Annotated in this window: 12 protein-coding genes; 8 read left to right on the top strand and 4 right to left on the bottom strand. The window is 71.5% G+C overall.

The annotated features are described in order from the left end of the window. Positions 1 to 90 precede the first annotated feature (90 nt). The gene (gene otsB / locus AWC30_RS16810; RefSeq protein ID WP_085111386.1) at positions 91 to 1,287 is read left to right on the top strand and encodes a trehalose-phosphatase; all 1,197 of its coding nucleotides are present in this window, start codon (positions 91 to 93) and stop codon (positions 1,285 to 1,287) included. An 81-nt stretch (positions 1,288 to 1,368) separates the two neighbouring features. Beyond that, positions 1,369 to 1,575: a hypothetical protein gene (locus tag AWC30_RS16805; RefSeq protein WP_085111385.1), complete on the top strand. Its 207-nt coding sequence runs from the start codon at positions 1,369 to 1,371 to the stop codon at positions 1,573 to 1,575. 8 nt (positions 1,576 to 1,583) lie between these two features. Here the strand turns inward: AWC30_RS16805 and AWC30_RS16800 are convergent, their stop codons facing one another. Continuing rightward, on the bottom strand, positions 1,584 to 2,492 hold the full coding sequence (locus tag AWC30_RS16800; protein WP_165756500.1) for an alpha/beta hydrolase fold domain-containing protein: 909 nt from the start codon (positions 2,490 to 2,492) through the stop codon (positions 1,584 to 1,586). Positions 2,493 to 2,571: 79 nt separating this feature from the next. On the opposite strand from AWC30_RS16800, the gene AWC30_RS16795 reads away from it, so the two are divergent. Beyond that, entirely contained in the window at positions 2,572 to 3,876 is a 1,305-nt protein-coding gene (locus AWC30_RS16795) for an ATP-grasp domain-containing protein (protein WP_085111384.1), read from the top strand. A 32-nt stretch (positions 3,877 to 3,908) separates the two neighbouring features. Next, complete coding sequence (locus AWC30_RS16790; RefSeq protein ID WP_085111383.1) at positions 3,909 to 5,957, top strand: CocE/NonD family hydrolase; 2,049 nt, start codon at positions 3,909 to 3,911, stop codon at positions 5,955 to 5,957. A 10-nt stretch (positions 5,958 to 5,967) separates the two neighbouring features. On the opposite strand, the gene AWC30_RS16785 is transcribed toward AWC30_RS16790, so the two are convergent. Further along, on the bottom strand, positions 5,968 to 6,837 hold the full coding sequence (locus AWC30_RS16785) for a MaoC/PaaZ C-terminal domain-containing protein (protein WP_085111382.1): 870 nt from the start codon (positions 6,835 to 6,837) through the stop codon (positions 5,968 to 5,970). Positions 6,838 to 6,923: 86 nt separating this feature from the next. Here AWC30_RS16785 and AWC30_RS16780 point away from each other — a divergent pair, with 86 nt between their 5' ends. From AWC30_RS16780 to AWC30_RS16765, 4 genes are read left to right on the top strand one after another with little or no spacing between them, the layout of a single operon-like run. Beyond that, the gene (locus tag AWC30_RS16780; protein WP_085111381.1) at positions 6,924 to 7,631 is read left to right on the top strand and encodes a histidine phosphatase family protein; all 708 of its coding nucleotides are present in this window, start codon (positions 6,924 to 6,926) and stop codon (positions 7,629 to 7,631) included. Positions 7,632 to 7,684: 53 nt separating this feature from the next. After that, on the top strand, positions 7,685 to 9,715 hold the full coding sequence (locus AWC30_RS16775) for an SDR family oxidoreductase (RefSeq protein ID WP_085111380.1): 2,031 nt from the start codon (positions 7,685 to 7,687) through the stop codon (positions 9,713 to 9,715). Between the two features lie 16 nt (positions 9,716 to 9,731). Further along, positions 9,732 to 10,487: a YggS family pyridoxal phosphate-dependent enzyme gene (locus tag AWC30_RS16770; RefSeq protein WP_085111379.1), complete on the top strand. Its 756-nt coding sequence runs from the start codon at positions 9,732 to 9,734 to the stop codon at positions 10,485 to 10,487. Then, positions 10,474 to 11,445: a nucleoside hydrolase gene (locus AWC30_RS16765; protein ID WP_264000466.1), complete on the top strand. Its 972-nt coding sequence runs from the start codon at positions 10,474 to 10,476 to the stop codon at positions 11,443 to 11,445. The genes AWC30_RS16770 and AWC30_RS16765 overlap by 14 nt, the downstream gene beginning before the upstream one ends. Here AWC30_RS16765 and AWC30_RS16760 read toward each other — a convergent pair. Both AWC30_RS16760 and AWC30_RS16755 read right to left on the bottom strand, forming a co-directional pair. Beyond that, positions 11,436 to 12,962: a DNA polymerase Y family protein gene (locus AWC30_RS16760; RefSeq protein ID WP_085111407.1), complete on the bottom strand. Its 1,527-nt coding sequence runs from the start codon at positions 12,960 to 12,962 to the stop codon at positions 11,436 to 11,438. The genes AWC30_RS16765 and AWC30_RS16760 overlap by 10 nt on opposite strands. A gap of 44 nt (positions 12,963 to 13,006) precedes the next feature. After that, entirely contained in the window at positions 13,007 to 13,717 is a 711-nt protein-coding gene (locus AWC30_RS16755; RefSeq protein WP_109562115.1) for a DnaE2-dependent mutagenesis accessory factor ImuA', read from the bottom strand. Positions 13,718 to 13,924: the final 207 nt, after the last annotated feature.

The following is a 13,924-nucleotide window of genomic DNA, read 5'->3' as shown; positions in this document are numbered from 1 at the left end:
ACATACCACGCCGTGGCGGGCCGGACGCGGCTACCGACGGGTTGTGGCATCGTCGGAGGCGCGCGTCGCACGCGCCGAGGAGGTGGACAGGTGCCGGTGATCATCGACCCGCGTCGCCACGACGCGGTGGTGTTCGACTCCACGGCCACGGCGACGGACCCGTCCGCCCTCGCCACGCTGCTCGAGGCCAGCGGGGTGGGCACCGCCGCCCTCGCGTCGCTTGCCGGCGGCGGGTTCGACGTCCACGCCGCCGGCGGTGCCGAAGACGCCGCCCGGCGACTACGGGTGCGCCCGGATCGCGCGGTGGTGATCGCCGGCACCGAAGACGGCGTCACCGCCGCCCGCCGCGCCGGGTTCGCGCTGGTGATCGGGTTCGGCGACGACAAAGACGGGTTGCGCCGCGGCGGCGCCGACGCGGTGGTCGCCGACCTCGCCGAGATCACCGTCCGCGGCGGCGACCGGCGGATGTCCGCCCTGCCCGACGCGATGACCGCCCTGGACCTCGGGCAGCTGCTCGCCGACCGGTCGGCGGCGGTGTTCTTCGATTTCGACGGCACCCTCTCCGACATCGTCGACGACCCCGACGCCGCCGCGCTCACACCGGGCGCCGATGCAGCGTTGCGCGCGCTCGCCCGGGTCTGCCCGGTGGCGATCCTCAGCGGCCGCGACCTCGCCGACGTCACCGACCGGGTGGGTGTTCCCGGGCTGTGGTACGCCGGCAGCCACGGTTTCGAGCTGACCGCACCCGACGGGTCCCGGCACCGCAACGACACCGCCGCACAGGCGATCCCGGTGCTGCAGCGCGTCGCCGACGCGTTGCGCGAGCGGCTCGCCGACGTCGCAGGCGCCGCAGTCGAACACAAGACGTTCGCGGTGGCGGTGCACTACCGCAACGCCGCCCGGGACCGGGTCGCGGAGGTGACCTCGGCGGTGCGCGCCGCCGGACGGGACAGCGGACTGCGGGTGACCACCGGACGCGAGGTGATCGAGCTGCGTCCCGACATCGACTGGGACAAGGGCCGCACCCTGCGCTGGGTGACCGACCGGATGACCGCCGGCGGCGCCGCCGAGCGGCTGCTGCCCATTTTTCTCGGTGACGACATCACCGACGAGGACGCGTTCGACGCGGTCGACGCCGACGGTGTGGGAATCATCGTGCGGCACAGCGACGACGGGGACCGCGCCACCGCGGCGCGGTTCGCGCTCGACAGTCCGCAGCAGGCTCGCGCGTTCACCGAGCGGCTCGCCGAGGCGATCACCGCGGCCGGCTCGTCCGGGCGGAGCTGACCAGCCCGGAGCGGCCGCGGAAACAACTTCGTCGCTGCCGGGGTTGCACGCGGCACGGGCGCGAGGAAGGAAGGGTCGGCGATGAGTGTCGAGAACGCGGCGGTCGGCAGCGAGTACGACGAATTCCCCGAGTTGGAGGACCCCGACTTCCAGAAACTGGCTCGCGCACGGGTCCACAAGCTGATGAAGACGTTCATGCCGGCCGATCACCCGCCGGCGACCGAATACATGCTCGAGGTCTGGATCGACGGCATGGCGACCGCTCTGCGCATGGCCCGCGACGACTGAGCTTCCGGCTAACCGTCGCGGGCTCGGTCCAGGAAGCGGGCCACCTCGGTGCGGGCCCGAGCGCCTTCGGGGATCTTCTGCATCACCCAGTTGTGGAACATCCCGTCGTACTCGTGCAGGTCGACCCGGACACCGCGGCGGGTGCCGGCTTCGGCGACGCGATGGGCGTCGGGGTTGAGGATGTCGCTGGTACCGGTGAATACCGCGATCGGCGGGAACCCGGCGAGATCCTGGTAGATCGGGCTGATGCCCGGGTCGTCGAGCGGTTCTGGCCCGGCGTACCAGTGTCCGGCCTGCCGCAGCCCGGCGACGCCCAGTTCGGGATCGGCCGCGTCGATCTCCTCGGAGCGCGGGTCGCTGACGCCCAGGTCCAGCCACGGCGAGAACAGCCCCAGCCCGGTCGGCAGCCGCTGGCGATCGGTGCGCAGCGTGTCGACCAGGTCGAGGGTCAGCGCCCCGCCGGCGGAATCCCCGAACACGAAGTGCGGGCCGTCGAAGTCGGCGAGGAACCGGTCGTAGACGGCGTGCACACACGCCCGGATGCGCTGGTGCCCGGCGGTGGGGCACAGCGGGTAGATCGGGAAGATGACCGTGGCGCCGGTGTGGCGCACCAGCCACCGCATGAACCGCCAGTGGTGGGCTTCGGGCTCCTCGACGAAGCCGCCGCCGTGGAAGTGCAGGATGCGGTGGGTTTCCAGGCCGGCTTGCGGGCGCGGCGCGAAGATGTAGCAGCGCACCCCGCCGACCAGTTCGGCGGCAAACCGCACCCCGCGCCGCGCCCACCGCGGCGGACGGGTCTTGCTGGGGTGCTGGTGCTTCGCCAGCTTGGCCCGCATCGTGGACGGATCGGCGTAGAACCGTTTGCTGTGGCTGGCGCGTAGCGACGCCATCTCCCGACGGGCGGCAAAAGACACCATGAAACGGCGGGTACCCGGTTTCCCAGGCGCTTCAACATCGGCCCGTTTGTCGGGATCCAAACCGGGCACCCCTGCCGGCATGCCCCGAAACATTTTCGTCCTCGGTCTCAGTGACCGGCAGCGAGGCGAACTCGACACCGTGGCCGGTGCCCGCGACCTGTGCTTCCACGGCCTGCTCGACCATGACCGGCTCGTCGACACCGAGTTCTACGAACTGGCCCCGCTGCTGGATGACGCCCGCGCCGAACTCGCCGATTTCGACGGCAGTGTCGACGCGATCATCGCGCACTGGGATTTCCCCACCAGCGTGCTCGGTCCCCTGCTCGCCGCGGAACACGACATCCCCTCACCGAGCCTGCGCAGCGTGTTGGCCTGCGAACACAAGTACTGGTCCCGGCTGATGCAGCGGGAGGCGGCACCGGAATGCGTTCCCGGCTTCGCCGCCTTCGATCCGTTCGACGACGACGCGTTGGACGCCGTCTTGGACTCCGGCGATCTGGCCTTCCCGTTCTGGATCAAACCGATCAAATCGCATTCCTCTCAGCTCGGTTTCGAGATCCACAACGCCGACGAGTTCGCCCGGGCGCTCGGTGAGATCAGGGAGGACATCGGCCGGTACGGTGAGGCCTTCGACGAGGCGCTGGCGATGATCGACCTGCCCGAGGAAGTCGGCGAGGTGACCGGAACGTGGTGTCTGGCCGAGGAGATCATCGACGGCATCCAGGCCGCGCCGGAAGGTTCGATGTACCACGGCGAATTCATCGTCCACGGCCTGGTCGACATGCACAAAACCGACGACGGGCACAGCTTCGACCGCCTCGACTATCCGGCCGCTTCGGTGAGTGAGCCGGTGCAGCAGCGGATGATCGACGCCACCGAACGGCTCATGCGCCACACCGGGTTCGACAACGGTTGCTTCAACGTCGAGTTCATGTGGGATGCCGAAACCGACAAGCTGTGGCTGATCGAGATCAATACCCGCATCTCCCAATCCCACAGCAACCTGTTCGCCAAGGTCGACGGGATGTCCAACCACGAGTACGCGATCGACATCGCGCTGGGCAACCGGCCCCGCCCCGGCGCGCGCGCAGGCCGGTTCGGCGCCGCCGCCAAATGCACGATGGGGCACCGAGGCGACGGCGTGGTCGACGCCGTGCCCTCCCAGGCCGACATCGCCAAGGTGGCCGAGCACTATCCCGACACCATCGTTGAACTGTCGGTGGCGCCCGGTGACCGGCTCTCCGAACTGCCCAACCAGGATCCCTACCGATACGCGCTGGCCACCCTGTATCTGGGCGCGGAGAACTCCGACGCATTGGCCGAGAATTTCGCGACCGCACAGGAGATGTTGCCGTTCGCCATCACCGAACCGGAGGACATCTGAGCGGCCCACCCGCGTACCGAGAAGGAGGCCCGATGCCGAACGTGGTGTCATCGTTTCCGCACGAGGTACACACGATCGAGAACGTCTTCATCACCGTCTCCGACGGCTGTCGGCTGGCGGCGCGCATCTGGCTGCCGGCCGACGCCGAAAAGCGCCCGGTGCCAGCCGTGCTGGAGTATCTGCCGTACCGCAAACGTGACGGTACCCGCGAGCGCGACACCCTCAACCACCCCTACCTGGCCGGGCACGGCTACGCCTGCGTTCGGGTGGACATGCGCGGCAGCGGCGACTCCGACGGACTGCTGACCGACGAATATCTTCCCGCCGAACAAGACGATGGCTGCGACGTCATCGCCTGGATCGCCGAACAGCCCTGGTGTGACGGCAACGTCGGAATGATGGGCATCTCCTGGGGCGGATTCAACAGCCTGCATGTTGCGGCCCGCCGGCCACCCGCGCTCAAGGCGATCATCAGCGCCTCGGCCACCGACGACCTCTACGTCGACAACATGCACTACATGGGCGGCTGCCTGCTCTCGGACAACCTGTCGGAGGCGACGGTGATGTTCGCCAACAACAGTCTGCCGCCGGACCCCGAGATCGTCGGTGACCGCTGGCGCGACATGTGGCTGGAGCGGTTGGACGGCAGCGGGTTATGGGTCGAGAAGTGGCTGGAGCACCAACATCGCGACGAGTACTGGAAACGCGCATCGGTCGATGAGGACTACTCGTCGTTGCAGTGCCCGGTGCTGGCGGTCGGCGGCTGGGCCGACGGCTACACCAACGCGATCTTCCGACTGTTGCAGCATCTCGACGTGCCGAGAAAGGGGCTGATCGGCCCGTGGGGCCACAAGTATCCGCACCTGGGTGTGCCGGGGCCGGCGATCGGCTTCCTACAGGAGGCGGTGCGCTGGTGGGATCACTGGCTCAAGGGTGTCGACAACGGGGTCATGGACGAGCCGATGCTGCGGGCCTGGATGCAGGACAGTGTCCCGCCTAACCCCGCTTACGACGAGCGCCCGGGCCGATGGGTCGGGGTCCCCGGTTGGCCGAGCCCGCGCACCGTCGATACCCGTTACACGTTGACCCCCCGCGGACTTGAGGACCAGCCGGGCGCCGAAGAGTGCCCGGAGCGCCCGCTGACCATCAATTCGCCGCTGAGCGTGGGCCTTTCCGGCGGCAAGTGGGCGTCATACGCAGCCACCCCGGACCTGCCGACCGATCAACGCGACAGTGACGGCGGCGCGCTGGTCTTCGACACCGAACCGCTCACCGAGCCGTTGGAGGTGCTGGGTCTGCCGAAACTTGACCTGGAGGTCACCGCCGACAAGCCGGTCGCCATGGTCGCCGCGCGGCTCTCCGACGTCGCGCCCGACGGGGAGGCCACCCGGCTCACCTACGGCCTGCTCAACCTGACCCACCGGGACGGCAGCGCCCACCCGCAGCCGTTGAGCCCCGGGCAGCGATACCGGGTGCAGGTCCCGCTGAACGGGATGGCGCAGGTGTTTCCGGCCGGTCACCGGTTGCGGCTGTCGGTGTCGAGCTCGTACTTTCCGCTGGTGTGGCCCGCCCCGCAGGCCCCGACCCTGACGTTGTTCACCGGCCGCTGCAGCATCAACGTGCCGGTGCGGCCACGGCGCGACGACGCCGACGCGGCGTTGCCCGCATTCGGCCCGCCCGAGACGGCACCGCCGCTGGCGACGACACCACTGGAGACCGGCAAGCATCACTGGCGGATCACCCGGGATCTGGCAAGCAGCATGACGACCCTGGAGATCGCCGACGACCACGGCGAATTCGTCATCGACGAGACCGACACGGCGGTGCGATCCAACACCACCGAGTGGTTCAGCTTCTGCGGAAACGACCCGACCTCGGTACGCGGCGAGACCCGGACGCTGCGCGGCCTGCGGCGCGACGGCTGGGATGTGGAGGTCGCCACCGCGACGGCATTGACATGTACCGAAACCGATTTCGTGGTCACCGCACAGCTCGACGCCTACCAGAGCGACGCCCGGCACGGCCGGCGTCGGGTGTACGCACAGAGTTGGACACGCGAGATCCCGCGCGATCTGGTCTGAGGAGGCGGCGCTACCCCGTGTACTCCGTGGCCCCGTCGTCGAGGACCACGCGTGCTTCGCCGCCGTCGGCGCCGGAGGCTTCGGTGCGGAACACCGCCCGGCCGGCCTCGGTGCGCCAGATCGACGTGGTCAGCGTCTCACCCGGGAACACCGGTGAGCTGAACCGCGCGTCGATCGCGGTGACCTTCGTCGCGTCGCCGCCGCCGAGTTCGGCGATCAGGGCGCGACCGGCGAAACCGTAGGTGCACAGCCCGTGCAGGATCGGTTTGGGGAATCCCGCCAGCGTCTGGGCGAACCACGGGTCGCTGTGCAACGGGTTGCGGTCCCCGGAGAGCCGGTAGAGCAGCGCCTGGTCCTCCCGGGTGGGGTAGGCGATCCGGGCGTCGGGCTCGCGGTCGGGGAACTCCGGCGCGGCCGGGCGCTGGCCGGGCTGGCCGCCGAACCCGCCGGCGCCGCGGATGACCGCGGTGGACAGCGTCTCCACCAGCACCTCGCCGGTGTCGGGATCGCTGCCGCGGGCCCGCATCACCACGATCGCGTTCTTGCCCTCCCCCTTGTCCTGGATGTCGGCGACCTCGGAGACCACGCTGAGCCGGCCGGACGGCGGCAACGGCGCGAACAGCCGGATCTGCTGTGAGCCGTGCAGCAACTTGCTGAAATCGAACTCCCCGATCTTGCCGACCGCGCCGAACCCGATGCAGCAGATGACCGCGTAGGTCGGCAGCACCTGCTGGGGGATGCCGTGGCTGTTCTCGGTGGTGAACGCCAGATCCTCGGTGCCCGCGCCGACCCCGAGCGCGTACAGCATCGTGTCGCGTTCGGACCAGGTCGTCTGCATCGGTTCGGCGGTGGCACCGATGGCGTCGGGATTGATCGGCATGGGGAAACCTCCCGGTCAAAAGCTGTTCATAGCGGTGTCGCGCTGGGTAGCGTGTCAACCGAACGCTACCCGGGAGGTCGAATCAGATGCGTCAACCCAGCCGTCGGAGCCTCCGCGGGATCGCCGCGCTGCTCGTCGCGGTGGGGTTGCTCAGTGGCTGCTCGTCGGGCAACCACCCCCGCAACATCACCTTGACCTTCATCCGGCACGCCGAGTCGGAGGCCAACGCCGCCCAGATCATCGACACCACCGTGCCGGGACCGCCGCTGTCGGAGAAGGGCATGACGGAGGCGCTGGAGGGGGCTCGCCGGCTGGCCGGCAACCAGTACGACGGCATCTACGCCTCGGCGATGCTGCGCTCCCAGCAGACCGCCGATCCGCTCTCGGCGGCACTGGGCCGCCAGGTCGAGATCCTGCCCGGGCTCAACGAGATCAACGCCGGATGGTTCGAAGGCCGGTCGGACACGGTCTCGCAGGCGACGTATCTGCTGGCGCCGCTGGCCTGGCTCGACAGCGACCGTGACGCCACGATCCCGGGCTCGGTGAACGGCAACGAATTCGACGACGCGTTCCGCGCCGCGGTGCGCAAGATCTACGTGCGCGGCGACGCCAAACCGGTCGCGTTCTCGCACGGAATCGCGATCGCGGTCTGGACGGCGATGAACGTCAGCAATCCGGCCGGCGACCTGGTGGCCCGCCATCCGCTGCCCAACATGGGCCGGGTGGTGATCACCGGTAACCCGATCACCGGTTGGAAGCTGGTGGACTGGGACGGTATCCGCGACTTCAGCTGAGCTGATCGCGGCTGGGTGTTGACCTTCGCCGCGACGGGGACCACTATGTCCCCATGCACTATGTCGTTACCGGCGGTACCGGGTTTATTGGCCGGCGGATCGTGTCCCGGTTGCTCGAGGCCGACCCGCAGGCGCGGGTCTCGGTGTTGGTGCGCCGCGCGTCGCTGAGCCGCTTCGAACGACTCGCCCGGGAGGACTGGGACGACCGGGTCGGCGCGCTGGTCGGCGACCTCACCGGCGATGCCCTCGACCTGACCGACGCCGCCGTCGGCGAACTGGGCGCCGTCGACCACGTCGTGCACTGCGCGGCGATCTACGACATCACCGCAGCCGCCGCCGATCAGCAGCGCGCCAACGTCGCGGGCACCGAAGCGGTGATCGCCCTGGCCCGCCGCCTGGACGCCACCTTGCATCACGTCTCCTCGATCGCGGTGGCGGGCACGTTCCGCGGCGAGTTCACCGAGGACGACCTCGACGTCGGCCAGGAGTTGCCGACGCCGTATCACCAGACCAAGTTCCAGGCCGAGTTGGCGGTGCGCTCGGCCACCGGACTGCGTTATCGGATCTATCGGCCGGCGGTCGTGGTGGGCGACTCGCGCACCGGCGCGATCGACAAAGTCGACGGGCCCTACTACTTCTTCCCGATGCTGGCCCGGCTGGCGGCACTGCCCACGTTCACCCCGGTGATGCTGCCCGATGTCGGGCGCACCAACATCGTGCCGGTCGACTATGTCGTCGACGCGCTGGTGGCGCTGCTGCTCGACGGCCCGGACTCCTGGGACGGCCGGACCTTCCACCTGACCTCGCCGGAGACGGTCGGCCTGCGCGACATCTACCGCGGGGTGGCGCGGGCGGCGGGGCTGCCGCCGCTGCGCGGCCGGCTGCCAGCGGTGGCGGCCGCGCCGGTGCTGCAGGTGCGCGGTCGGGCCAAGGTGTGGCGCAACATGATCGCCACCCAGCTGGGGATCCCGGCCGAGGTGCTCGACGTGGTCAGTCTGCGGCCCACGTTCGTCGCCGACGCCACCCGGGCGGCGCTGCGCGAGGCCGGGCACGCCGATCTGACCGTCCCGGCGTTCGGCGACTACGCCCCCGCGCTGTGGCGGTACTGGGCCGCCCACCTCAACCCCGACCGGGCCCGCCGCGACGACCCCCGCGGGCCGCTGGTCGGCCGCCACGTGATCATCACCGGCGCCTCCAGCGGCATCGGCAGGGCCTCGGCGATCGCGGTCGCCGACCGGGGCGCCACCGTCTTCGCGCTGGCCCGCGACGGTGCCGCCCTCGACGAGCTCGTCGCCGAGATCCGCGCGGCCGGCGGCCGGGCGTACGCGTTCAGCTGCGACGTCACCGATTCGGCGTCGGTGGAGACCACGATCAAGGACATCCTGGGCCGCTTCGACCACGTGGACTACCTGGTCAACAACGCCGGGCGGTCGATCCGCCGGTCGGTGGTCAACGCCACCGACCGCATGCACGACTACGAGCGGGTGATGGCGGTCAACTACTTCGGCGCGGTGCGCATGACGTTGGCGCTGCTGCCGCACTGGCGGGAGCGCCGATTCGGCCACGTGGTCAACATCTCCAGCGCCGGGGTGCAGGCGCGCAGCCCCAAATACAGTGCCTACCTGCCGAGCAAGGCGGCGCTGGACGCCTTCGCCGAGGTGGTGTCCACCGAGACCCTCTCCGACCACATCACGTTCACCAACGTCCACATGCCGCTGGTGGCCACCCCGATGATCGCGCCGTCGCGGCGGCTCAACCCGGTGCCCCCGATCAGCGCCGAGCATGCGGCGGCGATGGTGGTGCGCGCCCTGGTCGAGAAGCCGGCCCGGATCGACACCCCGTCGGGCACGCTCGCCGAGATCGGCCACTACTTCACCCCACGCCTCACCCGGCGGGTCCTCCATCAGCTCTACCTGGGGTACCCCGATTCGCCGGCGGCCCTCGGCGAGGAGACGCCCCCCGCCGAGGCGCCCCACCCGCCGGTGCGCCGCCGCCCGAAACGGCCGGTGCGGGCGGTCTCCCGGATGCGCGCACCCCGACCGGTCAAGCGCGCAGTGCGGATGGTGCCCGGCGTACATTGGTGAGCCGGGAGGCGATCGAATGGCGCGGTCGGCGGCTGACGGCACCGACGAGACACTGGAACACCGCTGGAACCGGGTACGCGAGCGGGTCGCACAGGTCTGCCACGCTGCGGGCCGGGACCCGGCCGAGGTGCGGATCCTGCCGGTGACCAAGACCTTCGGGCCGCCGGTGGTCCGCGAGGCGGTGGCCCTGGGGCTGCACCGCTTCGGCGAGAACAAGGTTCAGGAGATCCGCGAGAAGGCCGAGCCGCTGGCCGACTGCGGGATCGACTGGGTGATGATCGGGCATCTGCAGACCAACAAGGCCAACCTGGTGGCCCGGCTCGCCGCCGAGGTGCAATCCCTGGACCGGCCGAAACTGGCTGCGGCGCTGGACCGTCGGCTGCTGCGGGAGGGGCGGGTCATCGACGTCCTGGTGCAGGTGAAGACCTCCGACGAGCCCAGCAAGTACGGGCTGCCGCCCGAACAGTTGCCCGGGTTCCTCGAGCAGCTCAGCGAGTACTCCAGCATGCGGGTGCGCGGGCTGATGACGCTGGCCGTGCACACCACCGACCCCGACACCGTGCGGGGCTGCTTCCGGCGGCTGCGCGAACTGCGTGACCGCTCCGCCGCCGACGGTCACGACCTGCCCGAGTTGTCGATGGGCATGAGCGGGGACTTCCCGCTCGCGATCGCCGAGGGCGCGACCCAGGTGCGCATCGGCACCGCGATCTTCGGGCCGCGGCCCTACCCGGACTCCTATTACTGGCCGGAACGCGGCGGTGCCCGCGGGTAGCCGGCCGGTCCTCCTCGACGCCGACACCGGTGTGGACGACGCGATGGCGCTGGTGTACCTGCTGGCCGGCGCGGACGCCGACCTGGTCGGTGTGGCCTGCACCGCGGGCAACGTCGCGGTGGATCAGGTGTGCCGCAACAACCTCGACCTGCTGGCGTTCTGCGGCGCGGGCGTTCCGGTGTCGCGGGGCGCCGACGGGCCGCTGGCCGGCCCGTCGCCGACCGGGTCCGCCCACGGCGCCGGCGGCCTGGGCTATGCGCGGTTGCCGACGGCCACGACGGCGCCCACCGGCTATGACGCCGCCACCGCCTGGATTCGTGCCGCGCACGCCCATCCGGGCCGGCTGGTCGGGGTGGTCACCGGTCCGCTGACCAATCTCGCGCTGGCGGTGCGCACCGACCCCGAACTGCCGACGCTGCTTGACCGCCTGGTCGTCATGGGCGGGGCCTACGGCCGGCCCGGCGAGCCTGCCACCGCCGCGGAATGGAACATCAGCGTGGACCCCGAGGCCGCCGCCGAGGTGCTCGCCGCGTGGCCGCCCGCCGCCCCGCCGATTCTGTGCGGACTGGAGTTGACCACCCAGATCGTCATGACGCCAGGACATTTCGACGAACTGGCGCGGGTGGCCGGCTCGGAGTCGAATCCGTTGTTGGCGGTGCTCGAGGACGCGATGCGGTACTACTTCCAAGCCCACCATGACCGCGGCTACGGCTACCTGGCCCACCTGCACGACCCGCTGGCGGCGGCGGTGGCACTGGATCCGGCACTGGTCGCCACCCGGTCGGCGACGGTGACCGTGGAACGGTCCGACCTCGAGTACCGCGGGCTGACGCGCACCGATTGGACCGGGCGGCGGGATGCCAACGCGCAGATCGGGGTGCAGGTCGACCCGGCGGCGTTCCTCGACCGGTTCGTGCAACGGGTCGGCGGGTTCGCCGCCCGGCTGGCCTACTCATAGATCCCCTCCAGGTACCAGCGGCGCTGCCGGTAGCAGAGCAGCATCGCCGGGCCCGGCTCCGAGCGGCGCTCCAGCAGCACCTGGGCGCGGGCGGTGCGCCCGGCGCTTCGGTCCGGGTCCCACCACCGCTCGTCCACCGGCCACGGCCCGGCCCACCAGCGCAGCGGGTCGTCGCGGCCGCGGGCGATCAGCCGGGCCGGATCGGCCGAGAACATCCCCCGGCCGGTCACCCGCACCGGGTTACCGTCACCGTCGACGAGGTCCACCGGGTCGTCGAGCAGCACGGTCGGTGACGGCTCGGGCAGCCGGCCGGGCCAGGGCTGGCGCGGATCGGCCTGCGGCACCGGCTCGTCGCCCAGCGGGGTGAGCGTGATGCGTTCGCCCGGTCCACGGCCGCCGGAGAGCACCGGCACCTGTACCGCCTCGGGGCCGAGCAGGCCCTGGACCCGCACCAGCGCCCGGCAGGCGCGCAGCCGGTCCTCCTCCCCGGCCCCGCCCCACAGCGGCAATTGCAGCGCCTCGGCGGAGATCACCTCGACCGGCTGCAGGCGCAGTTGGGTCACCGGGGCCACCCGGCGCCTGGTCAGCCAGCCGTCGAGCTGCCAGCGCACCCGGTCGGCGGTGGCGTCCTCGGTCAGCGGGTCGGCGCACCGCCAGACCCGGCTCAGTTCGTCGCCGTCGGCGGTGCGGGCGTGGATCGCCAGCCTGGTGCAGCCCACCCCGGCCCCGGCCAGCGTCCGGTGCAGCGTGACGGCCAGCGACCGCCCGGCGAAGGCGGCGGCGTCCACCCGGTCCACCGGTGGGTCACAGTCCAGTACGGCGTCGAGTTCCGGTGGCGGCTCCCGGCCCGCCGGGCCGCGCTGGGGCTCACCGCGGGCGAACCGGTGCGCGGTGATCGCATCGGTGCCGAACCGGGAGGCCACGTCGGTGCGCGACACCGCGGCGAACCGGCCGATGGTGCGAATCCCCATCCGCCACAGCAGATCCACCAGCTGGTCGCGCCCCGGCCCGGCCAGGCTGGGCTCGGCGCTCAGCTGCCGGATCGACAGGTCGGCCAGGAACTCGGCGTCGCCGCCCGGTTCCACCACGGCGCCGGCCCGGGCGGCGAAGACGGCGGTCGCCAACCGGTCGGCGATGCCGGCCTGACACTCCACCCCGGCGGCGGCCACCGCGTCGACCAGCCGCTCCGCGGCGCGCTGCTCGGAGCCGAAGAACCGGGCCGCACCGCGCACCGGCAGCACCAGCAGACCCGGCCGAAGCAGCTCGGCGCGGGGCACCAGCTCGTCGACCGCCGCGATCACCGCCTCGAAGTGGCGGGCGTCGCGGTCGGTATCGGCGGCCACCACGTGCAGTGCCGGGCATCGGGCCGAGGCCTCCCGGCGACGCAGGCCGCGGCGGACTCCGGCAGCGCGCGCCGCCGCCGAACAGACGATCACCCGGTTGGCCAGGGTGACCGCCACCGGAGCGGTCGCCGCCAGCCCCGCCGCGGTGGCCGCCGCCACCGCAGGCCAATCCATGCACCACAACGCCAGTACCCGCGAGTCCACGTCGCCCCCGGGCCTCAGACCGCTGCGGCGGTGGCCGCACCGATCCCGGCGCCGGCCCGGCCCCGACCGGCACCGCGCACGGCCAGCCGCACCGCGCCGATCCGGCCGCAACCGGGCCCGGCCCGCTCCCCCGCCCCCGCGGTGTCGTAGCCGCAGACCCGGGCGGCCAGCCGCAGCGTCGCCTCCGGCCAGTCCCCACCGGTGACCAGCAGGGTGCAGCCCCGACTCCGGGCCCGGGCGGCCACCACCCGCGCCCGGGCGGGCGGCACGGTGACACCGGCCAGCCCCAGCACCACCAGGTCCATGCCGTCGATGAGCACCGCGGCGATCTCCACCCGATCGGGGCCCGGGTCGGGGATCACCGCCAGCCGGCTCAGGTCGGCGCCCATCTCCGCGGCCGCCAGCAGCCCGATGTCCGGCTGGCCGACGATGGCCGCGTGCGCCCCGGCGGCCGTCGCCGCGGCCACCATGGCCACCGGCAGTGACCGCGCCCCGGACAGCACCGCCACCACCCCGCGCGGCAGCCCGGCGGGCAACGTCTCCGTCAGCAGATCCGGCACCGCCAGCACGCCCCCCGAGGCCGGCTCGGTCGGCAGCACCGCTGCCTGCGGTGCGGCGCCGACCCGGCCGCCCGCCCCCTTCCCGGTGATCGCGGCCATCCGTTGCCGCAGCTGTGCGAGCTGGTCGGCCCTGGTCGGCGGGGGGTCGGCGGCAGCCGCCGTCATCGCCGTCATCACCGTCACCGCCACCTCCGGAAGCCACTCGGGAACACCCGGGGAAACCCCGTTCGGGAACCCACCAAGCATTCGAATACCTGTTCGATACAGGCGAGTAAACACCCGGGCTCCGACACGGTCAACCCGATGTCTGCGCTACCGCATCACCCGACTCAACGGCCTCATCCGCCTCGGAAAAAGACGGAAAAATACGGG

The sequence above is a fragment of the Mycolicibacillus trivialis genome, from assembly GCF_002102395.1.
Taxonomy (GTDB): Bacteria; Actinomycetota; Actinomycetes; order Mycobacteriales; family Mycobacteriaceae; genus Mycobacterium; species Mycobacterium triviale.
The sequence above is the reverse complement of the archived record's forward strand: the minus strand, read 5'-3'. Positions and strand labels throughout refer to the sequence as shown.